Source organism: Chryseobacterium sp. CFS15 (genome assembly GCF_031118795.1).
Classification (GTDB): domain Bacteria; phylum Bacteroidota; class Bacteroidia; order Flavobacteriales; family Weeksellaceae; genus Chryseobacterium; species Chryseobacterium indoltheticum.
Genome location: NZ_JAVHYL010000012.1, coordinates 118,490 through 142,874, shown reverse-complemented (window position 1 = coordinate 142,874; position 24,385 = coordinate 118,490). Strand labels below are relative to the sequence as shown.

Sequence of the window (24,385 nt, the reverse complement as noted above, 5' to 3'; positions counted from 1 at the left end):
ATGACAAAAATAGAATGGGTAGATTGTCACCGAATACCTTCGCGATCTTTTTTTTATAAAAAGAAACAATTTCCTGTGTGCGCAAGATGCACAGGTATATATTTGGGCTTTTTTATAATGATTCCTTTGCTTTGGTTTTATCAGATAGGAATGATTATAAGTATAATTCTTATTCTTCCCACATTGATTGATGGGCTTACGCAGGCTTATTTAAATAGAGAAAGTACAAATTTTTTGCGTTTCTCTACCGGAATTTTAGCTGGAATAGGAATGAGCGGATTTAGCGAGCGAATAACGTATCATACCTATAAATTTATCGAATTACTATTATCATAAAATATAAACTATGTCAGAATTTAAAGAAAACTTACCACAGAAGTCCAACGAAGATTTACATATCGGACTTAAGGTTTTATCATTTTGTATTCCACTTGCCGGAGCAATTATTTACTTTGTTAAAAAGGAAAATGAGCCTGTTGCAGCAAAATCAGCTTGTAATTTAGCATTGATTGGGCTTGGGGTAAACGTCGTTCTCACGGTAGTGAGACTTGCGCTCACAGGAAGTTAAAAAACTTTTATAAAGCCACTTTCGAGTGGTTTTTTTATTTTTGTACTTTAATTAATGAGGGTAAGAGATTTTAAGTTTAAGTTTATCATACTTAAAATTCTGATTTTTAGCCTTAAACTTGAATAATACAATGACAAAACTAAGTGTAAACATTAATAAAATTGCAACGCTGAGAAATGCAAGAGGCGGCGAAACGCCAAGTGTGACTGAAGCAGCAATAAAAATTCAGGAATTTGGTGCGCACGGAATCACCATCCATCCAAGACCTGATGAAAGACATATTACAAGAAAAGATGTGTATGACCTGAAACCTTTGGTAACTACCGAATATAATATTGAAGGAAATCCTCATCGGGAGTTTATCGACATGGTTTTGGAAATAAAACCGGAACAGGTAACATTGGTTCCTGATGCTGATGATGCAATCACTTCAAACGCAGGTTGGGATACCAAAAAGCACTTTGATTTTTTAACAGAAATTATCGCTGAATTTAAAAATGCAGGAATTCGTACGTCTATCTTCCTTGATCCCGATCCTGAATTGGTAGAGTATGCTGCTAAAACCGGAGCCGATAGAATTGAACTGTATACAGAAGCGTACGCAAAAAATTATACAACAAATAAAGAAGAAGCTATTAAACCATATTATGAAACTGCTGTAAAAGCTGCTGAATTTGGTTTAGGAATCAATGCGGGTCACGATTTAAGTTTAGAAAATTTAAAATATTTCGCAGATAATATTCCCAATCTTTTGGAAGTTTCCATTGGTCATGCTTTGGTTTCAGAAGCTTTATATATGGGAATGGAAAATACGGTTCAGGCGTATTTAAAGAGATTAGCAAAATGGGCATAAAGCTGGAAGCTGGATGTTCGAAGCTGGAAGTTTGATTATACACTTTTAATAACTTCCTGCCTCCATCATCCAACTTCCTCCTTAAAAAATTTTATATATGGAAATTTTACATTCAAAAATATTTGGCGAAAATATATCGTCAACACCGCTTTTGGTATTTCACGGTTTGTTTGGAATGCTTGATAATTGGGGAAGTTTCGGAAAAGAATTGGGCGAGTTTTTGACTGTTCATTTGATAGATTTAAGAAATCACGGCAGAAGTTTTCACTCTGAAAACATGTCGCATGATGATCTGGCGGATGATATTGCCAATTATATGACGCATTACGGAATAGAGAAAGCCCACGTTTTAGGACATTCTTTGGGTGGAAAAGCAGTAATGCAGTTCGCAATCAATTATCCTGAAAAAGTAGATAAATTAATTGTTGTAGATATTTCTCAAAAAGCTTATCCGCCGCATCACCAGGGAATTATCAAAGCGTTGGAAACAGTAGATTTTAATACGGTTGCTTCCAGAAATGAAGTTGAAGCAGTTTTAACGCAATATATTCCGGAGAAATCGACGATTCAGTTTTTAGCTAAAAATCTGTATTGGGAAGAATCCGGTGATAGTAAAAAACTCAACTGGAGATTTAATCTGAAAACACTTTCTGAGAAATACAACGAATTTGTTTCTAATGCGATTAAATACGGAGTTTTTCAAGGCGAAGCTTTATTTATTGCTGGCGAAAAATCTAATTACATCTTGCCACAGGATGAATTTTCAATCAAACAGCAGTTTCCAAAAGCTCAGTTTGTGAAAATTAAAAATGCAGCGCATTGGGTTCAGGCAGATAATCCTGTTGATTTTTCAATCGCAGTAAAAGACTTTTTACAAATTAAATAATTAAACAGTCATTTTAAGTACTGTTAAATTTTTCCCAAATATTTTATTTTTAAATATTGTGAATTATTTTATTGTAAATTAGTTTTGTCAAGTTGATAAATATATTGGTTTATGTCAGATTATTTGAAAAATAATCTTAATTTATAGATGAATATTTGAGTTATTAACTTGAATTTAGTAAATAATTCATACTTAGCAAATTTATATAAGAAAGGAAACTTAGCACGTAGGTTTCCTTTTTTTATGACCCTATTTAATCTTAATAATTATAAAAATCTAATGAATTTTGGCTGAAAAAGTTGCAAATTTGCATAAATCGTTTTTAAGCTGAATTACGCTTAAATTATTTTTTAAAAAATTTAAAATCGACTAATTTTAGCAGGTCATCAATTAGAAGTAAATTCATGGTTTTTGTAACAGGAGCAACAGGAATTTTAGGCAGAGTCATTGTTTTGGAACTTTTGAAAAAAGGTAGAAAAGTACGTGCTGCAAAAAGACCTTCAAGCAACATCAACGAAGTAAAACATTCTTATCAGTTTTATACCGAAAAGCCTGATGATTTTTTCAATAAAATCGAATGGATTGATGTCGATTTTGATGATATTAATGCTGTTGAATCTGCCTTAAAAGATATTACCGAAGTGTATCACTGTGCTGCAAAAGTAAGTTTTCATCCGAAAGATGAGAAAGAAATGTATCATACGAATATTAAGGCTACCGAAAATCTTCTTTTTGCCTGTGAAAACTCGACAGTAGAAAAATTTCTTCACGTCAGTTCCATTGCTGTGTTGGATTCATTTAATGAAAAAGGTGAGCTCGACGAAAGTTCAGATTTTAATCCTAAAGAAGAGCATTCTGCTTATGCTATTTCAAAGCATCTTTCTGAAATGGAAATCTGGAGAGCTTCTGCAGAAGGCTTAAACACGATAATCATCAATCCCGGAATGATCATCGGAACCGGAAACTGGGGGAAAAGCAGCGGAGATATTTTCCCGACCTTTGAGAATAATAGTTTTACTTTCTCTGGCGGAACAAGTTATGTTGACGTAAGAGATGTGGCTGAAATTTCAATTAAGTTAATGGAAAATAATGCTTTCGGAGAACGTTTTATTCTCGTATCAGAAAGTAAAAAATACGCTGATCTTGGAAAACAGATCAGAACAAAATTAGGCTTGAAAGATGCTAAAATTCTTTCTAAAAGTACCTTGAAAATCGGTAGAATTGCCAATTTACTTTTCGGGTGGATTTTTCCTCAACTGAAAATGGCTACAAAATCAAATATTGAGGCGGTTTCGTCTCTTAATGTGATCTCTAATCAAAAAATTAAGGATACCTTAGATTTCAAGTTTATTCCGGTACATGAAAGCATCGATTTTCATCTCAACAATTATATTAACGACAAAAAGCTGAACAAAAAATAATGAATCTTGCAGAGGCAATTATTAAAAAAAATATAGAAAAGCACCCTTTAAAATCGGCAGTCGGTTTCAAAAAGAAGGAAGGCTGGAAAGAATTGAGCTGGAAAAAGTTTGGCGAAATTGTTTATAAAACGGCCAATGCGCTAAAAGATTCGGGTGTTGGGGAAAATGATAAAGTAGCGATCTATGCCGAAAATTCTGCAGAATGGATGATTTTCGATTTGGCAGCCATGTCAATTGGTGCGATTACAGTTCCTATTTATTCTACCAATAATGCAGAACAGGCAGAATTTATACTGAAAGATTCAAGTGCAAAAATTGTTTTGGTCGGAGATCAGGTACAATATGACGGATGCCTTGAGATTTTGAAAAAAGAAGACGCAGATAATTATCTTAAAACAATTATTGTTTCTAAAAAAGCAGTCTGGATTAAGAAAGAATTCAGCAGTTTTTACCTTGAAGACTTTATTGCCAAATCTTCTCCGGAACTTGACATTATTTCTAAAAATGATGATGATTTAGCCACCATTATTTATACTTCAGGCACCACGGGAACTCCAAAAGGAGTGATGTTAACACATGGAAATTTCACTAAAGCATTTGATGCTCATTTTGAGTTTTTTAAATTTAAAAATTTTGAAGAAGAGCTTTCATTAGCGTTTTTACCTTTAACCCACGTTTTCGAAAGAAGCTGGAGTTTGCTTTGTCTGTATGGCGGAGCAAGAGTCTATTTTTTAGAAGATCCGAAAAGTATAGCGAAAGCTTTGGAAGAGGTAAAGCCAACGATGATGTGCGCTGTTCCGAGATTTTTTCAGAAGGTATATGCCGGGGTTTTAGAAAAAGCAGAAGAAGGTTCGTCATTAAAAAAGAAAATCTTCAATTGGGCCTTAGAAACTGGTAAACAAACACGAGAATTGAGAAGAACGGAAAAACAAATTCCGTTCGGTTTAAAAATAAAAGAAACATTTGCCGAATTGCTGGTTTACAGTAAAATTAAAGAAAAAATGGGCGGCCGACTTTGGTTTATGCCTTGCGGAGGCGCTTCCTTGTCACCGGAAGTTACCCAGTTTTTTGAGTCGGTGAACATTCATCTTACCGTTGGTTACGGCCTTACGGAAACTACTGCGACTTTAACAGCTTTTCCGTTCACAAATTTTGAACATGGAAGCTGTGGAAAACCTTTGCCAGGCGTTGAAATTCGTATTGGAGAACAGGATGAAATTCAGGCAAAAGGAAACGGAATTATGAAAGGTTATTACAACAAACCTGAAGAAACCGAAAAGGTTTTTACTCAGGATGGCTGGTTCAAAACCGGTGATGCCGGAAAGTTTGATGAAAAAGGAAATCTGTTTATTACCGACAGAATCAAAGATCTGATGAAAACATCCAATGGAAAATATATTGCCCCGCAAATGATTGAAAATTTGTTGACCAATAATAATTTTATTCAGCAGATTGTTTTGATTGCAGAAGGAAAACAATTTGTTTCAGCCTTAATTGTACCAAATTTTGAGTTTTTAGAAAGTTATCTTAAGAAAAATAATATTCCGTTTACCAATTGGGAAGAAATTGTAAATAAGAAAGAAATACAGGATTTTTACAAAGAAAAAGTAAACGAATTTCAAAAGCATCTTTCTGATTTTGAAAAGGTGAAGAAATTTACCTTAATGCCTTCTGAATTTGAAATTGGCTCAGGCGAAATCACCCCGACTTTAAAAGTGAAAAGAAATATCGTGTTGAAAAAATATGCAGATATTATTGAAAAGATGTATTAATTTGAGGTTGAGATTTAGGTTGATACAAAAAATATAAAATTAAAAGTTTAGTAATTAAACGATGATAATACAAGAATTTTTAGGAAAAAAAGAGTTTAATATACATACACAAACAGTTTCAGAAAGCTGTCCGTCAAATATTGCCTTAATTAAATATTGGGGGAAATATAAAGATCAGATTCCGGCAAACCCGAGTATCAGTTTTACATTGAATCACTGCAAAACAAATACTGAGATGGAATTTGTAGCAAATGAATCATTTTCTGTGCAGACTTTTCTATCAGGAAACGAAGAAGTGAAATTTGCCGAAAAAATTGAAAAATATTTTAAAAGTATCGAGCAATATCTGCCTTGGATTCTACAAGGAAAATACATTATCAGAACAGAAAACACATTTCCTCACAGTTCAGGTATTGCGAGTTCAGCATCAGGTTTTGGAGCGATTGCAAAATGTCTTATGAAACTCGATGAAAGTTTTTCAGGGAAAAAATCTGACGAAGAATCTTTAACAAAAGCTTCTTTTTTAGCAAGATTAGGAAGCGGGAGTGCGTGCAGAAGCCTTTACAACGGACTGGTTGTTTGGGGTGAAACTGATGAGGTTGAAGGAAGCTCAGATCTGTTTTCCGTACAATATCCGAATTCTGAAATTCATGATATTTTCAAAGATTTTAACGATTGGGTTTTACTGATTCATGAAGGAGTAAAAAGCGTTTCTTCTACAGTTGGTCATGGTTTGATGAATACGAATCCTTATGCAGAAAGAAGATTTCAGGAGGCAAGAGAAAATTTTGTTCCGATGAAAGAAATCTTGAAAAGTGGAGATATGCAGCATTTTATCAAATTGGTAGAACATGAAGCATTGACGCTTCATGCGATGATGATGATGAGCGACTCTGCATTTATTTTAATGAAAACAGGAACTTTAGAAGTGATCAATAAAATTTGGGATTTCAGAAGAGAAACCGATTTGCCGCTATTCTTCACTTTAGATGCCGGTGCAAATGTTCACTTACTGTTTCCAAATGATGGTTCAGAAGAAAAAATAAAAACTTTTATTGAAGCTGAATTGCTACAACATACCCAGAAAAGTGGAGTAGTGAAGGATGTGATGAAGTTTTAGAATGAAAAAGAAAAAAATGGTTTTACTAATTTGCTTATCGATTAGTTTTCTGCTATTACTCTATCTTAATGTAAGTTATAATAAAGGTTCGGTTGTTGAAACTTGGGGAAGAAACCGAACAATCAATTGGGGATGGGATTGGCGAGATCTTTGGCCTTTTTAAAATATAGGAGCGGACTTTTAGTTCGCTTTTTTTGTCTATGCAAAGTTTCATTGATTTCTGTTGATCATTCTTCTCAATTTAAAGTAATAAATAATCCACACCAAAAAGTTGACCCAGGGAATAATGATAACATATTCTTCACCTGAAAATTCGGAAAAACTTGCTAAAATTAAAGTAAAATAGAGCAAGTATCCGGCAAAAAATGCTAGAAATACAAGATATTTATTTTTTCTGATTTGCTTAAAAAGAATTAGAAATGCAGGTAAATTAAACAAAGCTATCAAAATTTGAATTCCTATTGCGATCCCATATTGCAAACCGCCAAAACAATTCATTTTTGGTCTTCCGTCTTCATAATAATCTGAAGTTTGCATATCAATTATGATCAAAAATCCAATCATAAAAATTGTTCCTGCCAAAAAGCTGGCAAGTAATCCGGAACCTATTATTTTTGCGATCTGCTTTTTCATCATAATTGATCTTCAAAAAAATTATAAAGTTTAATGTTTCAAATATACTTTCTTTATTTTATTAAAAATCTACAATGAGTTTTTAGAAAATATAATTTAAATAAAAATGATTAATTTGTCATTTCGAAAGCATTTGCATCAAATTTGCAAACACAAATGTTCAATTAAAATAATTCAAAATTCATATCACATGGAGTTTAAAAATAATGAGTTTCTGAGTAATTTCTCAACCTATTTTAGAGATAGAAGAAAAACACTTTTTTTATGTTTTTCTATTTTTTTTATCATTGTTTTTCTCCTTTTGAGTTTTTATGTTGTCGACTCGTCTCCAAAATCTTGGGATCTTCTTGTTTCTCAGGAACTGCAGGAAGATCCGAGTGCGCTTTTGGATGTTTTGATGAAAGGTTTTAGTTGGCTGGGAACAGTTTATGTTGCAGCGATCATGGTTACTGTATTTTCTTTGGTTTTCTTGATATTTAAATATTTCAGGGAAGGATTATTTGTATTATCATGTCTATTATCAGGCGGCGTAAGTTATGTTTTAAAAATGCTCATCGACCGTCCACGACCAACGACCGATTTTGTAAGAATTGTTGAAGAAACACATTATCAAAGCTTTCCCAGCGGACATGTTTTGTTTTATACTGCTTTTTTCGGAACATTAATGGTGATTGCTATCTCTTCGAGCATTTTAAAAATTTCGTGGAAAATAATGATTACAGTAATCTGTCTGGCAATGATTGTTTTGGGAGCTGTTTCACGTATTTATTTGGGTGCGCACTGGTTTACAGATGTCATTGGCGGATTTATCGTGGGAGTTCTTTTTGTGATGCTTACAGGAAGTATTTATCTGAGAAGCAAAAAGAAATCGACTCAAGTTCAGAAATAAATTCATTATTAAAAAAATGAATTATTAAAGCTTCATTTGCCTTTGTAACTTTCTTTAACGGTTTCTAAAAATTTTTTGCATATCAATTTCCCTGCAAAGAATTAAGTTTCGGTAATCAAATTAAGAAACAAGGAATAATCAACAAGTTGATTTGATGAAGCTAAAAAATCATCGTTCCTTAAAGCCTGCAGATTGTTAAAATTATTCTGATAAAGTCAATAATTAAATGCTATTATAAATTTTAAAGTAATTCTCAATCTTCGGTAACTACCGCATCGCGCTCACCATCCTCTTCTTTGCCTTCTTCGATCATTTCCTTTGCTTCAGCTATTTCCTCAGCATCTGCCTGTTCTACACGTTCTTCCTGATCATCATTATGATGGTCGATGAAAAACTCACAATATACTGGAAGGTGGTCTGAACCAAAATTTTCAAGTGTTTTTAAATCCTTAATGAAAATATCATCACTGTGAAACATCAAATCAATAGGAAATCTAAAAAGTCTGTACTTTGCATGAAATGTAGACACAAAGGCATGCCCGACTCTAGGATCGATCAAATGACTTGTTTTTCTGAATAAAACGGAAGATTTAGACCACGCAACATTATTGAAATCTCCTACAACAATTACAGGTTTTTTTATTTCGGTCACTCTTCTGGCAACACTTAGAATGTCGCCGTCTCTTTCCTTTGAAGTTTCTTCTTCTGTCGGACTTGGCGGTGGCGGATGAACCCCAAAAAATACAAACTCAAAACCATCTTCGGTTTTTAAATGTGCCTCAATACTCGGGATATCATCCGCTACGAAATAATGCGTTTTTGATTCTTCAATTTTCATTTTAGAATAAAAATGCATTCCGTACGTGTTTTCAAGCGTAACTTTATGTTGGTACGGATAATCCTTTTCTAAAACCTGCAACGCTTTTTCCCAATCTCCGTTGCTTTCCATCGTTAAGAATATTTCAGGCTTATTTTTTTTGATGAGATGAATAAATTTACTGAAATCTGTATTAAACTGATAGACATTGGCAGATATAAAATGGTATTTCTTTGAAGATTTATCGGTCTGCGGCTGTTTTTTTACTTTGTAAAGCGGAGTGTATTTTATTAGTGTGATCCCGTGGTAAATGATCATGGCTAATAATAAACCTTGCATATACCAAAAATACTGTGTTTTTTCGACAATAAATCCTAAAGCAAAAGTGATAATTGTAAAATAGGTAATCTGTATTTTACCAAAATCGGGAAAGCGAAAAATCCAATGCGGGCTTGGAAGTTTTGGCAATACGGTTAAAATCAGTAATAAAATACTTAGAACAAGGTAAGTTTCCCACATATATCTTAAAATAAACGGATAAAAATAAGCTATTTTCAGGTAATTTCGTGCCAGTTTTTATATAAACAGTTGTGTCGGAGCATATTTTTTTTAATTTTAAACCTTAAACCGTAATCATGGAAAAATTTTTAATAGTTCTGTTGTTTTTAAGCTCGTTTTGTTTTGCTCAAAAAACAGAAAACGATGCAATAAAAGAAAGTATAGAAAATCTTTTTACAGGCATGAAAAATGCAGATACAGTCATGATAAAATCTGTCTTTGCCGATAACGCAATTTTACAAACAATTACGAAAAGTGATGCAGTGAAAACAGAAAAGCTACAAGATTTCTTATCCTCTTTCTCTAAGCTATCAAAAAATGATGCAGACGAAAAGATTAAATTTGAAGCTATTCATGTTGACGGAAATCTGGCAAGCGTTTTTACACCGTACGAATTTTATTACAAAGGGAAATTCTCACATTGCGGAGCCAATAGTTTTCAGCTGGTAAAACAAAATAATGTCTGGAAAATTCAATATTTAATCGATACAAGAAGAACAAACTGTAATAAATAATTTAAAATGAAAATTCATCATATCGCTATCATTTGCTCAGATTACCAAGTTTCAAAAAAGTTTTATACGGATGTTTTAGGTTTAAATATTATTCGTGAAGTATACCGTGAAGAAAGGCAGTCTTACAAGCTTGATTTAGCTATCGGGGAACATTATGTTATTGAGTTATTTTCTTTTCCTAACTCTCCCAAGAGACCTTCAAGACCTGAATCTTGTGGCTTACGACATTTGGCATTTTCGGTAGAAAACGTCAATGAAAAACGTGAAGAATTAATTCAAAAAGGTTTAAACTGCGAAGAAATACGCATTGATGAATTTACCGGAAAAGGGTTTTTCTTTACACAAGATCCGGATGATTTACCTCTGGAATTTTATGAGAATTAAATCAATTATTGTTGATCAATCATCAATGATAATTAATGCGCATATCCCGTAAAGAAACTTACCGCCATAATTGCCAAGACAATTGAAGAAATGACAACGTAGACATAATCTTTCTCTTTAAGATAGCCAATAAGTGCAAAAATAATTCTCATCAACGGTGTGAAAATAAGCATCAGAATTCCCAACTGAATGATGGCCATGCCGTCACCTTTGCAAAGTGTTTCCCAGAAATGACTCCAGACTTTCTCTGAAGAAGTTCCCATATCGAGAAGCTTATATTTTCTGGGCATTTGGAAACCTTCCATAAAAAGCTTTACAAAACCAATCAATGAAGTGATAACCGATAAAATAACGCCCAAACGAAGGAGATTCCCGACAGAACGGTTAAGATCAATATCTGTAAAATCTTTTCTCATGAGAAATTGCTTCTAATACCGTTATACATCATATACACTGAAAGAATCGTAATAACGATGGCAAAAAACGTCTTCAGTTTTTTTGTTTTTGAAACCATTAAGGTTTTAGATCCTATAAAACTTCCAACAACAACACCTACCAAAACGGGTGCTACAATTACGGGAATAATTTCTCCTCTCTGAAAATAGATCAATGAACTGGCTACTGCAGTTACGCCAATCATAAAATTACTGGTCGTTGTAGAAACCTTGAAAGGTAATCTCATCATATTATCCATTGCCAAAACTTTCAAAGCTCCTGAACCGATTCCTAAAAGCCCCGACATTGCGCCTGCAAACATCATCATAAAAAACCCGGGAACAGTATTTCTTGCGGCATAGTTTTTTACAATTCCTTTATCGGGAAAAGTACCGTAGAGCTTGAGCTTATCTTCAAGGCTTCCTTTAATTAGAGGCTCCTGATGATCGGGTTTTCCTTTAAGATTTAAAATAACTGTAAGCAAAAGTATGCTGGCAAAGATGATCCCGATTGTATTAGGATTAAGCATTCCGGAAACTAAAGCTCCCACAATTGCTCCTGAAGTGGTTGCAATCTCGAGAAACATTCCGATCCTCATATTGGTAAAACCTTCTTTTACGAAAGCAACGGCCGCACCGGAAGATGTTCCGATCACCGAAATCAGTGAAGCGCCAATTGCGTAATGCATAGGAACGCCAAAACCAAGCGTTAATAAAGGGATAATGATAACTCCTCCTCCCAAACCGGTAAGTGAACCTAAAAGACCGGCCGAGATAGCGCCAAGAAAAAGAATAATGATCTCCGACATGGTACAAATATAAAACTATTGCGGTTTTCAGGCAAACATTAACCCAAGATTATTTTTTGCCGTATTTTTGCAAAAATAAAATTCAAAATGAAGTTATTTTATATGATCCTCGGTGCAACGCCAAAAGGCAGAAATATAGAACAACATGATGTTTTCTTTGGGATCGCTGAAAGCCTCAAAGATTTGGTTCCGGATATTAAAGAGTTCTGGAAAGAAGCTGATGGGAAAATTCATCTCGACTGTTATCAGGAAGTGAAATTTGCTGATGGTTTTGAAGTAAAGATTGCAGAAAAAGGAGAAGAAGTTTCAGATAATCAGCTGTATTTTATCAATTTAGGTGGATATAAGAAAGGCTATTTTGAAGAGTTTCATGAGCAACATTTAATGGTTGGAACTTCAATGGCTGAAATCGTGAAAAAAGCAAAACAAACCGAGTTTTATAAAACAATGGGATTTGAAGGTGCGGTAAGTCATATCGATGATAAACATGGTGTTGATATTGACGATATTTTCAATGTGAATGATATTCTTCCTGGAAAAATGAAAGAAAAATATTCGATTGTTTTAATGAAGTCTGATACTGAAAATCAGGAAAATCCGATGGGATTGGGATATTTGAAAATTGATAAAATTTAGATATTCTAATGTCATTGACTTCGTCGAAACTTCGATTTCTGAATGAAACGTAGTGGAGTGAAGATTCTCAAATATTCAGTGTAGAGATTCCTCCTTCGTCGGAATGACAATTTGGATGTTTAAAAATTTAGAAAAAATTAAATCTAATAGAAAAAATAAAAGTAAAAATGAAAATAGGAATTTTGGGAGGCGGACAGCTCGGCAGAATGTTGATTCAGGAAGCGCTGAAGTATGATGATGAATTTTACACTTTAGATCCGGCATCAGATGCGCCTTGTCATAATATTTCGCATTTTACGCAAGGAAGTTTCAATGATTATGAAACAGTTTTGAATTTCGGGAAAGATAAAGATGTTGTAACAATCGAAATCGAGCATGTAAATGCAGATGCTTTGGCTGAACTCGAAAAACAAGGGGTGAAAGTGGTGCCTAATGCGCAAATCATCAAAACCATTCAGCAAAAGATTCTTCAAAAGCAATTTTATAAGGCTCATGATATTCCAAGTCCGGACTTTGAAATTATGGATGGAAGTTCAGATGAAATAAAAATACCACTTCCTTTTGTACAGAAAATGAATACAGGCGGTTACGACGGAAAAGGAGTTCAGGTTATTCGTACCAATGAAGACATGAAAAATCTTTGGATACAGGATTCTGTTCTTGAAAAACTGGTTGATATCGACAAAGAACTTTCGGTAATTGTTGCTAAAAACGAAAACGGAGAAACTCAAATTTTTCCTGTAACGGAAATGGTTGCAGATCCGAAGTTGAATTTGCTTGATTTTAATATTTGTCCGGTTTTTTTGAGTGAAGAAATTGAAGATCAAATCGATTCAATTACTGAGAAATTCCTGAATGCCGTTAATTCTCCGGGACTTTTTGCGATTGAATTATTTTTAGATAAAGAAGGAAAAGTTTGGGTCAATGAAACGGCTCCGAGGCTTCACAATTCAGGACATCAAAGTCAGGAAGGAAATGCCAATTCGCAATTCGAACAGATGTATCGCGTGGTAAAAAATCTTCCTTTAGCTGATACAGATGCCGTTATTTACAGCGGAATGCTGAATTTAGTCGGAGCAGAAGGCTTTTCAGGAAAAGTAATTTATGAAGGAATGGAAGACGTTTTAAAACTTCCGGAAACCTACATTCACCTTTACGGAAAAACAGAAACCAAACCCGGAAGAAAAATGGGACACATCAATGTTTTGGCAGAATCCAGAGAAGAATTGATGGAGAAATTGATACAGGTAAAAGCGATGGTAAGAGTGATTGCTTAACGTTTAAAATATATTGAAAAGACTGCCCAAAAGCAGTCTTTTTTATTTGATTTTCGGCTGATCAATCGTCCATTTTTTCTCCGTTGAATTCCATAATAAATAAGGACCGCCTAAACCGTCATCATAGACCAGTTCGTAATTTCCTGTCTCATCCTTGTTGTAAACCGGTTTTTCAGGATTATCTTTTTGTAATCCCAATTGCTCTAAAGTTTGCCAATCGTTAACTTCAGGAAGTTTGTAACTGTTTTTTCGGTAATTCTCAATATTCTCAACTATTTTATTTCCCGATTTAATATCAGATTTTCTGGTGATTTCAATAGGAAGTTTCCAATAAATGGTAATTGATAAAATGATTAGAGCGATTACTGATATGGAGATGATGAGTGTTTTTTTCATACTTAAGGTAAAATACAATATTAGTTAATAAGCTTTCGTGTTTTAGGTTTTTATGATTAAATCTTTGCTTAAAAATGGCAGATATTTTCTCATTATTCAATTTCTATTTTCTTTCTCTTAAAAAGCTCTTTATTATAATTAATGATAAAAACCCCGACGATAATCAAGATCGCTGCGATGATAAATTTAGCAGAAATCGTTTCATCCAAAATCAGCCAGCTTAAGAATATTGAAATTATCGTGTTGATATACGCTAAAATTGAAACCTGAACCGGAGATACTCTTGTTAACGCATAATGAAAAGCAAAAAAAGCAGCCACAGAACCGAAAATAGATAAATAAAGCATTGCAGAAATACTTTTTATACTCCAGTTTTCAAATTGATAGGCGTCTGAAAATAGAAATGCAAAACACAACTGTACTATTCCAGCAAAAAGAAATTGATAAAAAAGATTAAGGGTTATGTTTTTACTTTGAATATTCAGTTTTTTTGTGAAAATAGTTCCCGATGCCCATCCTAAAATTGCGATAAAAAGAAAGATGACACCTACCAGATAATCAGGATTTGAAAGGTCATTCAAGCCATCCCAAAATATAAAAAGAATACCACTGAAGCACAATATTATCCCTACTAAAGCGCGAAAACTAAATTTCTGTAACCCGATCGCCACACTTCCTAGAAATACGACGATGGGTGAGCAGGCACTCACTAATGAAGCCAGACTGCTGGTGACGGTTTCCTCAGCAACCGTGGTCATACCATTGGCGATAACAAGCATTAAGGTTGAAAAAACAATTTGGTAGCCTAGGTTTTTCCAGCCAATCCATTTGAATTCTTTTCTGTAAAAAAGGATCACCATCATTATAATTGCGGCTAAAAACTGACGGATTCCCGCTACAAACCATGCGGGAATGGTCTCTACAGCCACACGAATAGATAAAAAAGTAGTTCCCCAAACAACGGCTACAGTGAGGATGGCTAAAGTAAGTTTGTAATTTCTCAAAATTAAAATGTGATTCGTATGCAAATATAAAAATAATGAGCCGGAAATTCCCGCTCTTTTAATGCTCAAAAAGTTATTTTTTAGCTTTAACCCGCAGAATAAATAAAATTACAAATGACAGAATTCACATTCACTTTTTTAAAATCCTTATCTTTGAAATCTAATAAAATTGAAAAAATGGTAGGAATTATTATGGGAAGTCAGAGTGACTTACCGATTATGGAATTAGCGGCTAATTTTTTGAAAAGTTTAGACATTCCTTACGAACTGACCGTGGTTTCGGCTCACAGAACTCCAGAAAGAATGTTTGATTATGCAAAAACTGCAAAAGAAAGAGGGTTGAAGGTAATTATTGCCGGAGCGGGCGGAGCTGCTCACCTTCCCGGAATGGTTGCAAGCTGTACTACTTTACCGGTAATCGGAGTTCCTATACTTTCCAGCAATTCTATTGATGGCTGGGATTCTGTTTTGTCTATTTTACAAATGCCGGGCGGAATTCCTGTAGCTACCGTTGCATTAAACGGCGCACTGAATGCCGGGATTTTAGCGGCTAAAATTTTAGGAAGCGGAAATGAAGAAATTGCAGAAAAACTACAGGTTTACCAAGATACTTTGAAAGATAAAGTTTTGGGTACCGTGGATGATATTAAAGCAAAGCATCCTAACCAATATGATAATTAAGAGTGAATAATGAATTGTCAATTGTGAGTTTTTGATTCCGTGAAAATTGATTAATTCTTTTTTATAAATAGAAAAGCCCCACATTTCTGTGAGGCTTTTCTTATTTTTTGATGAATTTGAAAGATTCTGTTTTTTCTTTTGTAATGATTTGTAAAATGTAAGTTCCAGAAGTAAGGTTTTGAATATTGATAAAATCTTCTTTTATTATATCTTTCATCATTATTCTACTACTCAGATCTGTTATGATAAAGTTTGTTGCAGCAGACATATTTTTTAAATAAATAATGTGATGCGCAGGATTTGGATAAACAGAAGATTTTAAAGAAACTGTTTCTGAAGTTCCAAGACCTTCTTTTGTTACGCAGGTTCCTAAGGTGTCTCCGAAAATTTGCCAGCCTTTACTGATTAGTGTATTTCTGTCTGTAATGACATCTGGAGAATAGGAAAGCATAAGCAACGGACCCAACGAAATATTGTTGGCTGTATTGGGGTTTAGTGCCCATCCTGTAAGAGTGTTGCTGTAATTAATGCAGCTCATTGCCGTTCCGCTAATAGCAAGAGTCGCATTCGTAAGCGAGCTTAAATCCCAGCTTCCGAGGCTTTGATCAAAACTGTCTGCTCCCACAAATGCACTGTTCATATTTTCAAGTTTATTGGTGTTCCAGGAAACAAGAGGTTGGTTAAAATAATCTGCATCATGAAACATACCGGAAATATCTGTTACTTTAGATGTATTCCAGCTGTTAATTGGTTGATTAAAATTACTACTCTGAAACATATTCGACATGTTTGTAACGTTAGAAGTATTCCAGTTATTTAGAGGTTGGTTAAAAGCCTCACAGCCGGCAAACATATAGCTCATGTTTTTAACATTGGTGGTATTCCAATTATTGATATTCTGGTTGAATGCGAATCTTCCCTCAAACATATGGCTGAGGTTTTCTGCGGAAGAGATATTCCAAGAATATATAGGTGCATTAAATGTATCAGTAATTAGATCGCCCGAGGAGCCTCCAAACATTGCCTGAAAATTTTTAATTGTTGACATGTTCCAATTTCCCATTGATGCATGTGCAACGAGATTAGGAATTTTATAAAACATATAAGAGACATCTGTAACATTATTAAAATTGGGTAAATCTGTTGCTGTGATTTTTAAGTGTTCACAATTTGCAAATGCACTGTACATTGATGTCCACTGAATATTTCCCCATTGCTCTACTTCAAGTATTCTTTCAATACTCCCAAGATTTTGGAACATCGGAAATTGGTATGAAGCTGTACTGGGATACATCAATCCAAACTTTATCTGGTTGAAGCTGCCATTGCCATTGCTAACTTTTACTCTGTATTTTACATCATTCGATAAAGGATTTAAAGCTGTTCCGAAGTCAATTAAAATCTGAGTAGTAGAAGTTACATTAGGCATTGTACCGTTGTGTTGCGGGTAACCTACTTCTTCCCAACTGATCGTATAATTTTGTCCTACGCCGGGAAACCATATCTGATTGGCTCCAACCTGGTAGGGTGCTACAACGGTGAAATCCATATTAGGCGCGGTAGGAGGTTTCCAAATGGTAATAAATTCGTTCTGCGATTGCAGGAAATGAAAAGTGAGTAATAAAATAAATGGTAAAAGTTTTTTAAACATATCAGTATTTTGTGAAATAAATATATGTAAAATAAAAAAACTCACCAAATTTTGGTGAGTGTGAGTTATTTATTCCTGAGTCATATTGTCTCGGGTATTTTTCTGGACGGCGATTGCACCAAATAAAGCCAGTAAAAATGCAAAACCATAAAAACCTTTTTCACTAGGAAGGATGGTCGCATTCCAAAGACCAATTGCCAGTAAAACGATCGATGATAATGTGGCAAACCAACAAATTCCGTAATAGATATCGGTAACTTTGATGTTTTCTAATCGGTCACGAACAGCTTTCTGTAGAGAAACTACCGCAAACAAACCGTAAAGCAGTATGGTAAAGTAATATCCTTTTTCGTTAAGCTGCATTTCAGCTCTTGCGAGCCCTACAATAAATCCTATCATTCCTGCAGCGAGCGCCACCCAAGATGCGGCTACGAATGCATTTGAAACTCCTTGTTTTTTCATTACTTGTTATTTTTTTGTTTATTATTCATTCAAATATATTATTTTTTAAGTTAATGCTTACCGTTATTTCATAGGATATTGAAATTTATTGAAATCTGTTGTTAAATAATAGCCCAATAGGAGAGATATCCTTTTTTTAGGAATGGAAAAACCTCATAGATTTCCAAAACCTATGAGGTTTAGCTTGGAGAAAAGATACAACGGATAGCGGGAATTGCTCCTAAAAAAACAAAAACTCTCCAAAAAGGAAAGTTTTGATCATTTTATTACTGAAGAATATATTCGTAATTATATTTTACATAATTGCTTCCGTTTGCTGCTTTTCCGATGACCTGAACAGGTAATTGTGCACTGTTGTACTGAATTTCGTAGATAATGTTTTGATTCTGAACCCAATTTCCTGCGCTGTCTTTAAAGCTGATTCTCTCTGAAGCGTAATTGTTTTTGCTCAACGCATACGCACCTCCCATCATTATTCTGAAATATTTATTGGTAAAAGTATAAGGATTGAGCTGATTGTCATATAAATATTCATGTTTAGTGGATGAAGGAAAAGTGCCTCCGATTTCTGATGTTTCTACAGTGATATTATCCCCATTATAAGTGTATGAAGAGAGGCTAGGATTGCTACAGTTTGCAGATTGGCATTGAGTGGAAGTAACCACCTTGCCGTTATCATAAGTATAGGTGATGGTTCTATTGAAGTCGGGATTGCTGTAAATTGCTTTAGTATTCTGGAGTTCGTTGTTAGAATAAGTATACAGTAAATAATATTCTAAAGTTCCCGCAGAATTATAGTAATTTATTTTTGAAGGTTTTCCGTTTGTATCATACTCAAAAATTGAAGTTCTTCCTTCAGATTTCATTTTTGATAAATCTCCTTGATTATTATATTCTAAAGTTGATACCGTAGTTTGAGGATTTGCGGGATTATCATAGTAAACCGTTGTCACTTTACTCAACAATATTCTTTGTTGTACAGGATCAGTGATCAGCTCATATTCATCGGTGCTGTTGCAGCTGTTAAAAAAAACTACAGAACTCATTAAACTCAGGAAAAAATACTTTTTCATTTTCAAATTTTAATTTGTCAAAAATAGCAATTCCTAAATGAGTTTTAAAATATTGAAAGAAAAAATCCCATTATTTTGAATAATGGGATTTTATTTTTTAGTTGAAATGCTTCAACAAGCTAAGCATCGCAATATCTTAGTATCTGTAATACTCAGGCTTGAATGGCCCTTTCACATCTACACCGATGTATTCAGCTTGTTCAGTAGAAAGAGTTTCCAGCTCAACGCTTAATTTTTTAAGGTGAAGAGCAGCTACTTTCTCATCCAAATGCTTAGGAAGCATATATACTTCATTTCCATAGGCTTCAGAATTAGTCCAAAGTTCTATCTGAGCCAAAGTCTGGTTAGAGAAAGAGTTAGACATTACAAAACTCGGGTGACCTGTTGCGCAACCAAGGTTTACCAATCTACCTTCAGCAAGAATAATTACTTCTTTGCCTTCGATTGTATAGATGTCAACCTGAGGTTTTACTTCAGATTTTGTGTGACCGTAATTTTCGTTTAGCCAAGCCATATCGATTTCGTTATCGAAATGACCGATGTTACAAACGATCGCTTTATCTTTTAATTTTAAGAAATGTTCTTTTCTTACGATGTTGAAGTTACCTGTAGTCGTGATTACGATATCTGCGTTATCCACAACAGTGTCTAATCTTTTTACTTCGTAACCATCCATTGCAGCCTGAAGCGCACAGATTGGGTCGATCTCAGTAACAGTAACGATAGAACCTGCTCCTCTGAAAGAAGCTGCAGTACCTTTACCTACGTCTCCGTATCCGCAAACTACTACTCTTTTTCCTGCCAACATAAGGTCTGTCGCTCTTCTTACAGCATCTACTGCAGATTCTTTACATCCGTATTTGTTATCGAATTTTGACTTGGTAACTGAATCGTTTACGTTGATTGCAGGCATTACCAAAGTTCCGTTTTTCATTCTTTCGTACAATCTGTGAACTCCGGTTGTAGTTTCCTCAGAAAGACCTTTGATATCTTTTGTGAATTCAGGGTATTTATCAAAAACCATGTTTGTTAAATCTCCACCATCATCCAAAATCATGTTTAATGGTTTTCTGTCTTCACCGAAGAATAAAGTCTGCTCGATACACCAGTCAAATTCTTCTTCGTTTAAGCCTTTCCAAGCGTAAACAGGGATTCCTGCAGCAGCAATAGCAGCAGCAGCGTGATCCTGAGTAGAGAAAATATTACAAGAAGACCAAGTAACCTCAGCACCAAGAGCGACCAAAGTTTCGATCAAAACGGCAGTTTGTATCGTCATGTGAAGACATCCTGCGATTCTAGATCCTTTCAACGGTTGAGATGGTCCGTATTCTTCACGAATAGACATTAAACCCGGCATTTCTGCTTCTGCAAGGGTGATTTCTTTTCTTCCCCATTCTGCAAGAGAAATATCCTTAACTTTATAAGGAACGTATTGTGTTGTAGTACTCATATCGATGAATAATTTTTAATTTCAATTAAATAAAGTGCAAAATTACAACATATAATTTAGATATAAAAAAAAGCATCTTGCCGATTAGCATGAAATAATACATACTATGAATTTTATTTTTATTTATTCTAAATTATGTATTTTTGCACAAAATAAATCTCTATTATGAATCATACACATGCGCAGGAAGAGGCCCAAAGACAGGCAAAGCCTCTTGCTCCCAAAGTAAAAGAATTGGTTGAAAGAACAAAAAGTATCATTCTGGCGACGGTAGACGGAGAGGGAACACCCAATTCTAGCTATGCCCCTTTTGTACAGGTAGAAAATACATTCTATATTTTGGTTTCTTTCATGGCAAAACATACCAAAAATCTTGCTGACGGAAGACAAACGTCGATTATGTTTATCGAAGATGAATCTGCTACAAAACAGATTTATGCTCGTGAAAGATTAACCATTGAGGCATCAACTTCGCAGGTAGAAAGAGATTCTGAGATTTGGAACACTGTTGTTTCTCAGTTAAAAGAAACGCACGGAAAAGTAGTAGATGTTATTTCTGAAATGAAAGATTTTATCCTGATTGGTCTTCATCCTGTAAAAGGTTCTTATGTAAACGGTTTCGGAAGCGCTTATTTTGTAGATGAAAATCTTCAGATTATGGAACATAGAAATGATCAGAATCATCAGTCGAAATAAATTGATGGAAGCTGGACGATGGAAGTGGGAAGTTTAATGCTTTACGCTTTACTGTTTTTAGCTTTAAATAATATTCAAATTCACTTAGGTCTAGGATTTAAGTGAATTTTTTGTTTAAACTTTAATCTAAATTTCTGCGATCAATTTGTCATGCTGAAAGCATCTCAATATTGCGTTTAAACGTTGTTTAGATGCTTTCATCATGACAAACTATGTTTGAGAATCTTCGAAAACTTCTGAGTAAACGCAAAGATTTGTTTTGCAAACTTGTATTATTTAAGGAGCAAAGTTTTGCGACAAGTCGCAGATGAAGCTTACGTATAAAACAAACGCTTCATCAAATCAATTTTGTTGATTTTCTTTGCTCCTTAACTTTAGCATAACGATTAATAAACCTTTGCGTTAAAAATAAAAAAGGAATTAGTAATAAAAACTTCCATCACCAAACATCCATCTTCCAACCAAAATTTTTTCACTAATTTTACCCAATAAACAAACCCATGCCTCTTTACCGAGATTTTTCTGATGATACTGCAACTATTCTAGTCTGGAAATATGATGAGAATGAAGAGCTCAATATTGATGAGCTTTTAGAGCCCGAAAATGCTGATAAAGTGAAAGATTATCATCCTAAAAAATTGCTGGAGGTTTTAATGGTCAGAAAACTTTTGAAAAGTTTAAAACCCAACTCTAAAATTCTGTATAAAGAGAGAGAGCCTTTCTTGTCTCCCAAAGATGCCGAAATTTCCATCACCCATTCTTTTCCTTTTGCAGCGATTGCTATTTCTAAGAATAAAATAGGAATTGATATTGAAAAATTTAATCCTAAAATTTTAAGGGTTATCGATAAATTCACGTACGAAAATGAAAGAGGATTTATCCCTTTTGATACAGAAGTTGTTTTTTATACCATCATTTGGAGTGTAAAGGAAAGTATGTACAAGATTCATCATTCAAAGCACTGGTCGCTGAAAAAGCATTATGAAGTAAGACCTTTTGAATTAAAATATCTGCACCACATCAAGTGCAGAGTTCATGATGATCAGATCTCAGATGAACTCAAGGCAAGAGTAGAGTTTTTTGATGAATACTGCTTTACGATTGTGGAAGAGTAGTCTTCTCTTCGTTTCTGTACTTCTCGATTACTTTTCGCTGTTCTTTAGCAACATCATAAATAAGTTCTAAAACATCATGAATGTTCTTCAATTCTGTTAAATGAGAGATTTTATTAGGATCTCGTATGTCGAAATGCTCATTTTCCAGAAGTTCGGTTTTTCTTTTGTGAAGCATATCTTCGATTGACGATTCTTCAGGTTCCAGACGACTGTCCATTCTTAATGTTTCTGAAATTTTATCTCCATTAAGTATTGCCGATACCTGATTCATTTCTGATTCTATCTTTTTACTCCAGCTTTCAGAATCTATTTCGGGGTATTGCTGATTACTTTTGGCATATTGTGACAACGAAGCGGTATAAGCTGTAATCAAATGTGATGTTGCTACAAACTGATGCACAACTTCCAGTTTTTTCTGCTGATTTTTGGGGTCAGAAATCATTCTCTGGAAATTATCTGAAAGATTGGCTAATGAAATGATTGCGTTTTTACGTTTAACTTTATAGTTTTCTACATCGAAATTTTCGTTCAGAAACTTAGACATCACGCTGTGAAAATACGTAAGATTAGATTCTGCAGATTTTTTCATTAAATCTAAATTTTGCGTATGTTCCCAAACCGGAAGTACAATGTATGAAACCAAAAATGCAATAATCCCTGCGATAAAAGTGTCTACAATTCTATCTTTGAAAATAACATTTACGTTTCCAGGATTTAAGAAATTAAAACTCATAAAAACATAAATCGTCATAAATAAAACTGCCCAGAAATATTTACCTTTTAATAAGCTGAAACACAAAATCATACTTAATAAAAGAATACCGAAAAGCACAGCATTAATATGAATGAAATGCAATAAACCATAAGCAATCACTGCTCCGGCAACGGTGCCGTAAAAACGCAGTAAATTTCTCTGTTTGGTAATAGAGTAGGCTGGTTTTAAGATTGCAACAATGGTGATTAAAATCCAATAGGTATGCCCAATCACCAGGAATGGCAGCAGAGAAACCAGATAACCGATTAAGAGAGCGATGGTAATTCTTATTGCATGCCTGAAATGGGATGAGGTAAGAGAAATATTGCTTTTTAAAACCTTAAAATTGATTTTCTCTTCTTTAGGCATAAATTTCTTTAAATCTAAACCTGTAGAAAGACTTTTCGCCAGCTTTACATTCTGTGAAAAAACTTTATAAATCTCATTGATCTCTTTGGTAATTTCATTGATACGCATCATAATCTGGCGTAGAATCATGAAGTTTTCCAGATTCTCGGGAGTCATTTCTTTATTTCGCAATTCGTAGTAATGTACATTGAGCTCATGAAAATGTACTTCCAGATCGGAAATAGGTTTTGCGCGGGCGCTGCTTTGTAAAGAGATCCCAATATTGGCAATTTCTTCTGAAAGAATATTCAGATAATCGTGTATTTTTACCAGGATTGTAGTGTCTTTAAAACTTTCCTGCAGCTTTTTGTAATCGCTTTCAGAGGTCATCAGCTTTTCATGAAGATCCATTGAATTCAGGAACATCAGCATCAATAATCTGCTGATTGTTGTAGATTCGTTAACGATGGTTCTGGTTTTAAAAACGGTTTCCCGGGTTTCCTCCTGAAGATTTTTTATGCCGATCTGTTTGGCAATTATCTGTAAGCTTAACTTGTCGAAATCAGGATTTTTCTGATAATAATTTGCTTTTATTTTCAGGAATTCAGCAAGCTGAAGGTAATTTTCACCAATCATTTGACTTGCCAGTTTATAAGGCTGAATCGTTGTGACGATAAGGAAAATCAACAAAAACCAGATGCATCCGGCTGCGAAAATAAGTAAGCTTTTAAGAATATTGGCTCCTGTTAAATGACCGTCGATAAAAATGGCTAACACGACTAAGGCTAATGAGCCTACGGCCGCTAATCTTTGTCCGTAAACTCCGATTAATGAGAAAAACATTCCGAAAACAATAACTTCCAGAAGAACAAGCGGAATAATGCCTTTCACTAAACTCGCAATTGATGCAACAACAACAAAGCAGAAAATAGCAAATGTCAATGAATTTCTACGTCTGATAAATGGTCCCGGCTGGTCAGTCAATGCCACAAAGCTGGTTCCCAAAGGAAAAAGGAAATATTCTTTGAGTAGACCAAAATAGGAGAGAACTAAACACGGAATCACCGTCGCCAATGTAATTCGTATCGAAGAATATACATATTGGCTGGTAACGATTTTTTTAAGCTCCGCAGAATAGTTCATTTTACAAAAATAAGGGTTAAATGTGAATTGTCAGTTTTAC

Annotated in this window: 27 protein-coding genes; 16 read left to right on the top strand and 11 right to left on the bottom strand. The window is 34.4% G+C overall.

Features of this window, described 5'->3' with window-relative positions; all coding sequences use genetic code 11:
• The 8 genes from OH814_RS17570 to OH814_RS17535 all read left to right on the top strand — a co-directional run bounded on the left by OH814_RS17570 (position 1) and on the right by OH814_RS17535 (position 6,783).
• Positions 1-336, top strand: a complete 336-nt coding sequence (locus OH814_RS17570; protein WP_076561827.1) for a DUF2085 domain-containing protein — start codon at positions 1-3, stop codon at positions 334-336.
• 10 nt (positions 337-346) lie between these two features.
• The gene (locus tag OH814_RS17565) at positions 347-568 is read left to right on the top strand and encodes a hypothetical protein (RefSeq protein ID WP_076561826.1); all 222 of its coding nucleotides are present in this window, start codon (positions 347-349) and stop codon (positions 566-568) included.
• A 130-nt stretch (positions 569-698) separates the two neighbouring features.
• Positions 699-1,421 carry a pyridoxine 5'-phosphate synthase gene (locus tag OH814_RS17560; protein ID WP_308829060.1) on the top strand — a complete coding sequence of 241 codons (723 nt, stop codon included), beginning with the start codon at positions 699-701 and terminating at the stop codon, positions 1,419-1,421.
• Positions 1,422-1,518: 97 nt separating this feature from the next.
• A complete protein-coding gene (locus OH814_RS17555) occupies positions 1,519-2,307 on the top strand; it encodes an alpha/beta fold hydrolase (RefSeq protein WP_308829059.1) in 789 nt (262 codons plus the stop codon).
• A gap of 404 nt (positions 2,308-2,711) precedes the next feature.
• A complete protein-coding gene (locus OH814_RS17550) occupies positions 2,712-3,728 on the top strand; it encodes an NAD-dependent epimerase/dehydratase family protein (protein WP_308829058.1) in 1,017 nt (338 codons plus the stop codon).
• Positions 3,728-5,500, top strand: a complete 1,773-nt coding sequence (locus OH814_RS17545; protein ID WP_308829057.1) for a long-chain fatty acid--CoA ligase — start codon at positions 3,728-3,730, stop codon at positions 5,498-5,500. Before OH814_RS17550 ends, OH814_RS17545 begins: the two co-directional genes overlap by 1 nt.
• Before the next feature lie 64 nt (positions 5,501-5,564).
• Positions 5,565-6,620, top strand: a complete 1,056-nt coding sequence (locus tag OH814_RS17540; protein WP_374990586.1) for a diphosphomevalonate/mevalonate 3,5-bisphosphate decarboxylase family protein — start codon at positions 5,565-5,567, stop codon at positions 6,618-6,620.
• A gap of 16 nt (positions 6,621-6,636) precedes the next feature.
• Positions 6,637-6,783, top strand: a complete 147-nt coding sequence (locus OH814_RS17535) for a hypothetical protein (protein ID WP_308829055.1) — start codon at positions 6,637-6,639, stop codon at positions 6,781-6,783.
• Positions 6,784-6,830: 47 nt separating this feature from the next.
• Here OH814_RS17535 and OH814_RS17530 read toward each other — a convergent pair whose 3' ends face one another.
• Positions 6,831-7,253: a hypothetical protein gene (locus tag OH814_RS17530; protein ID WP_308829054.1), complete on the bottom strand. Its 423-nt coding sequence runs from the start codon at positions 7,251-7,253 to the stop codon at positions 6,831-6,833.
• Between the two features lie 190 nt (positions 7,254-7,443).
• Here OH814_RS17530 and OH814_RS17525 point away from each other — a divergent pair, with 190 nt between their 5' ends.
• Positions 7,444-8,142, top strand: a complete 699-nt coding sequence (locus tag OH814_RS17525) for a phosphatase PAP2 family protein (RefSeq protein ID WP_308829053.1) — start codon at positions 7,444-7,446, stop codon at positions 8,140-8,142.
• 253 nt (positions 8,143-8,395) lie between these two features.
• Here the strand turns inward: OH814_RS17525 and OH814_RS17520 are convergent, their stop codons facing one another.
• Positions 8,396-9,478, bottom strand: a complete 1,083-nt coding sequence (locus OH814_RS17520; protein ID WP_308829052.1) for an endonuclease/exonuclease/phosphatase family protein — start codon at positions 9,476-9,478, stop codon at positions 8,396-8,398.
• 116 nt (positions 9,479-9,594) lie between these two features.
• Between OH814_RS17520 and OH814_RS17515 the strand changes: the two genes are divergently transcribed.
• Both OH814_RS17515 and OH814_RS17510 read left to right on the top strand, forming a co-directional pair.
• A complete protein-coding gene (locus OH814_RS17515; protein WP_076561817.1) occupies positions 9,595-10,032 on the top strand; it encodes a nuclear transport factor 2 family protein in 438 nt (145 codons plus the stop codon).
• Between the two features lie 6 nt (positions 10,033-10,038).
• Positions 10,039-10,416, top strand: coding sequence for a VOC family protein (locus OH814_RS17510; RefSeq protein WP_308829051.1), 378 nt, complete (start codon positions 10,039-10,041; stop codon positions 10,414-10,416).
• Between the two features lie 32 nt (positions 10,417-10,448).
• Here the strand turns inward: OH814_RS17510 and OH814_RS17505 are convergent, their stop codons facing one another.
• Together OH814_RS17505 and OH814_RS17500 are read right to left on the bottom strand one after the other, a co-directional pair.
• Positions 10,449-10,832: a DUF1634 domain-containing protein gene (locus tag OH814_RS17505; protein WP_076561815.1), complete on the bottom strand. Its 384-nt coding sequence runs from the start codon at positions 10,830-10,832 to the stop codon at positions 10,449-10,451.
• Positions 10,829-11,659, bottom strand: coding sequence for a sulfite exporter TauE/SafE family protein (locus OH814_RS17500; RefSeq protein WP_076561814.1), 831 nt, complete (start codon positions 11,657-11,659; stop codon positions 10,829-10,831). Before OH814_RS17500 ends, OH814_RS17505 begins: the two co-directional genes overlap by 4 nt.
• Positions 11,660-11,746: 87 nt before the next feature.
• On the opposite strand from OH814_RS17500, the gene OH814_RS17495 reads away from it, so the two are divergent.
• A complete protein-coding gene (locus tag OH814_RS17495) occupies positions 11,747-12,295 on the top strand; it encodes a DUF1543 domain-containing protein (RefSeq protein ID WP_308829050.1) in 549 nt (182 codons plus the stop codon).
• 167 nt (positions 12,296-12,462) lie between these two features.
• The gene (locus tag OH814_RS17490) at positions 12,463-13,572 is read left to right on the top strand and encodes a 5-(carboxyamino)imidazole ribonucleotide synthase (RefSeq protein WP_308829049.1); all 1,110 of its coding nucleotides are present in this window, start codon (positions 12,463-12,465) and stop codon (positions 13,570-13,572) included.
• Positions 13,573-13,614: 42 nt separating this feature from the next.
• Here the strand turns inward: OH814_RS17490 and OH814_RS17485 are convergent, their stop codons facing one another.
• Together OH814_RS17485 and OH814_RS17480 are read right to left on the bottom strand one after the other, a co-directional pair.
• Positions 13,615-13,968, bottom strand: a complete 354-nt coding sequence (locus OH814_RS17485) for a hypothetical protein (RefSeq protein ID WP_308829048.1) — start codon at positions 13,966-13,968, stop codon at positions 13,615-13,617.
• Between the two features lie 92 nt (positions 13,969-14,060).
• Entirely contained in the window at positions 14,061-14,972 is a 912-nt protein-coding gene (locus tag OH814_RS17480) for an EamA family transporter (RefSeq protein ID WP_308829068.1), read from the bottom strand.
• A gap of 177 nt (positions 14,973-15,149) precedes the next feature.
• On the opposite strand from OH814_RS17480, the gene purE reads away from it, so the two are divergent.
• Positions 15,150-15,653 (top strand): 5-(carboxyamino)imidazole ribonucleotide mutase, encoded by a 504-nt coding sequence (purE, locus tag OH814_RS17475; RefSeq protein ID WP_076561885.1) that lies wholly within the window; start codon positions 15,150-15,152, stop codon positions 15,651-15,653.
• 100 nt (positions 15,654-15,753) lie between these two features.
• On the opposite strand, the gene OH814_RS17470 is transcribed toward purE, so the two are convergent.
• The 4 genes from OH814_RS17470 to ahcY form a co-directional block, all read right to left on the bottom strand.
• Entirely contained in the window at positions 15,754-17,304 is a 1,551-nt protein-coding gene (locus OH814_RS17470; protein ID WP_308829047.1) for a BspA family leucine-rich repeat surface protein, read from the bottom strand.
• 69 nt (positions 17,305-17,373) lie between these two features.
• Positions 17,374-17,766, bottom strand: a complete 393-nt coding sequence (gene yiaA / locus OH814_RS17465; RefSeq protein ID WP_076561807.1) for an inner membrane protein YiaA — start codon at positions 17,764-17,766, stop codon at positions 17,374-17,376.
• A gap of 266 nt (positions 17,767-18,032) precedes the next feature.
• Complete coding sequence (locus OH814_RS17460; protein ID WP_308829046.1) at positions 18,033-18,839, bottom strand: hypothetical protein; 807 nt, start codon at positions 18,837-18,839, stop codon at positions 18,033-18,035.
• A gap of 136 nt (positions 18,840-18,975) precedes the next feature.
• Positions 18,976-20,289, bottom strand: a complete 1,314-nt coding sequence (ahcY, locus tag OH814_RS17455; RefSeq protein WP_308829045.1) for an adenosylhomocysteinase — start codon at positions 20,287-20,289, stop codon at positions 18,976-18,978.
• A 165-nt stretch (positions 20,290-20,454) separates the two neighbouring features.
• On the opposite strand from ahcY, the gene OH814_RS17450 reads away from it, so the two are divergent.
• The gene (locus tag OH814_RS17450) at positions 20,455-20,985 is read left to right on the top strand and encodes a pyridoxamine 5'-phosphate oxidase family protein (RefSeq protein WP_308829044.1); all 531 of its coding nucleotides are present in this window, start codon (positions 20,455-20,457) and stop codon (positions 20,983-20,985) included.
• Between the two features lie 500 nt (positions 20,986-21,485).
• Positions 21,486-22,100 carry a 4'-phosphopantetheinyl transferase superfamily protein gene (locus OH814_RS17445; protein ID WP_123885826.1) on the top strand — a complete coding sequence of 205 codons (615 nt, stop codon included), beginning with the start codon at positions 21,486-21,488 and terminating at the stop codon, positions 22,098-22,100.
• Here the strand turns inward: OH814_RS17445 and OH814_RS17440 are convergent.
• On the bottom strand, positions 22,081-24,345 hold the full coding sequence (locus tag OH814_RS17440) for an FUSC family membrane protein (RefSeq protein WP_308829043.1): 2,265 nt from the start codon (positions 24,343-24,345) through the stop codon (positions 22,081-22,083). The genes OH814_RS17445 and OH814_RS17440 overlap by 20 nt on opposite strands.
• Positions 24,346-24,385: the final 40 nt, after the last annotated feature.

What these genes read in the sequence shown, in the direction of transcription:
- OH814_RS17570 (WP_076561827.1), top strand. Translation starts at nt 1, where the DNA reads ATGACAAAAATAGAATGGGTAGATTGTCACCGAATACCTTCGCGATCT.
- OH814_RS17555 (WP_308829059.1), top strand. Translation starts at nt 1,519, where the DNA reads ATGGAAATTTTACATTCAAAAATATTTGGCGAAAATATATCGTCAACA.
- OH814_RS17550 (WP_308829058.1), top strand. Translation starts at nt 2,712, where the DNA reads ATGGTTTTTGTAACAGGAGCAACAGGAATTTTAGGCAGAGTCATTGTT.
- OH814_RS17515 (WP_076561817.1), top strand. Translation starts at nt 9,595, where the DNA reads ATGGAAAAATTTTTAATAGTTCTGTTGTTTTTAAGCTCGTTTTGTTTT.
- OH814_RS17500 (WP_076561814.1), bottom strand. Translation starts at nt 11,659, where the DNA reads ATGTCGGAGATCATTATTCTTTTTCTTGGCGCTATCTCGGCCGGTCTT.
- OH814_RS17535 (WP_308829055.1), top strand. Translation starts at nt 6,637, where the DNA reads ATGGTTTTACTAATTTGCTTATCGATTAGTTTTCTGCTATTACTCTAT.
- OH814_RS17470 (WP_308829047.1), bottom strand. Translation starts at nt 17,304, where the DNA reads ATGTTTAAAAAACTTTTACCATTTATTTTATTACTCACTTTTCATTTC.
- OH814_RS17445 (WP_123885826.1), top strand. Translation starts at nt 21,486, where the DNA reads ATGCCTCTTTACCGAGATTTTTCTGATGATACTGCAACTATTCTAGTC.
- yiaA (WP_076561807.1), bottom strand. Translation starts at nt 17,766, where the DNA reads ATGAAAAAACAAGGAGTTTCAAATGCATTCGTAGCCGCATCTTGGGTG.
- OH814_RS17490 (WP_308829049.1), top strand. Translation starts at nt 12,463, where the DNA reads ATGAAAATAGGAATTTTGGGAGGCGGACAGCTCGGCAGAATGTTGATT.
- ahcY (WP_308829045.1), bottom strand. Translation starts at nt 20,289, where the DNA reads ATGAGTACTACAACACAATACGTTCCTTATAAAGTTAAGGATATTTCT.
- OH814_RS17510 (WP_308829051.1), top strand. Translation starts at nt 10,039, where the DNA reads ATGAAAATTCATCATATCGCTATCATTTGCTCAGATTACCAAGTTTCA.
- purE (WP_076561885.1), top strand. Translation starts at nt 15,150, where the DNA reads ATGGTAGGAATTATTATGGGAAGTCAGAGTGACTTACCGATTATGGAA.
- OH814_RS17450 (WP_308829044.1), top strand. Translation starts at nt 20,455, where the DNA reads ATGAATCATACACATGCGCAGGAAGAGGCCCAAAGACAGGCAAAGCCT.
- OH814_RS17560 (WP_308829060.1), top strand. Translation starts at nt 699, where the DNA reads ATGACAAAACTAAGTGTAAACATTAATAAAATTGCAACGCTGAGAAAT.
- OH814_RS17495 (WP_308829050.1), top strand. Translation starts at nt 11,747, where the DNA reads ATGAAGTTATTTTATATGATCCTCGGTGCAACGCCAAAAGGCAGAAAT.
- OH814_RS17565 (WP_076561826.1), top strand. Translation starts at nt 347, where the DNA reads ATGTCAGAATTTAAAGAAAACTTACCACAGAAGTCCAACGAAGATTTA.
- OH814_RS17545 (WP_308829057.1), top strand. Translation starts at nt 3,728, where the DNA reads ATGAATCTTGCAGAGGCAATTATTAAAAAAAATATAGAAAAGCACCCT.
- OH814_RS17525 (WP_308829053.1), top strand. Translation starts at nt 7,444, where the DNA reads ATGGAGTTTAAAAATAATGAGTTTCTGAGTAATTTCTCAACCTATTTT.
- OH814_RS17440 (WP_308829043.1), bottom strand. Translation starts at nt 24,345, where the DNA reads ATGAACTATTCTGCGGAGCTTAAAAAAATCGTTACCAGCCAATATGTA.
- OH814_RS17485 (WP_308829048.1), bottom strand. Translation starts at nt 13,968, where the DNA reads ATGAAAAAAACACTCATCATCTCCATATCAGTAATCGCTCTAATCATT.
- OH814_RS17460 (WP_308829046.1), bottom strand. Translation starts at nt 18,839, where the DNA reads ATGAAAAAGTATTTTTTCCTGAGTTTAATGAGTTCTGTAGTTTTTTTT.
- OH814_RS17505 (WP_076561815.1), bottom strand. Translation starts at nt 10,832, where the DNA reads ATGAGAAAAGATTTTACAGATATTGATCTTAACCGTTCTGTCGGGAAT.
- OH814_RS17520 (WP_308829052.1), bottom strand. Translation starts at nt 9,478, where the DNA reads ATGTGGGAAACTTACCTTGTTCTAAGTATTTTATTACTGATTTTAACC.
- OH814_RS17530 (WP_308829054.1), bottom strand. Translation starts at nt 7,253, where the DNA reads ATGAAAAAGCAGATCGCAAAAATAATAGGTTCCGGATTACTTGCCAGC.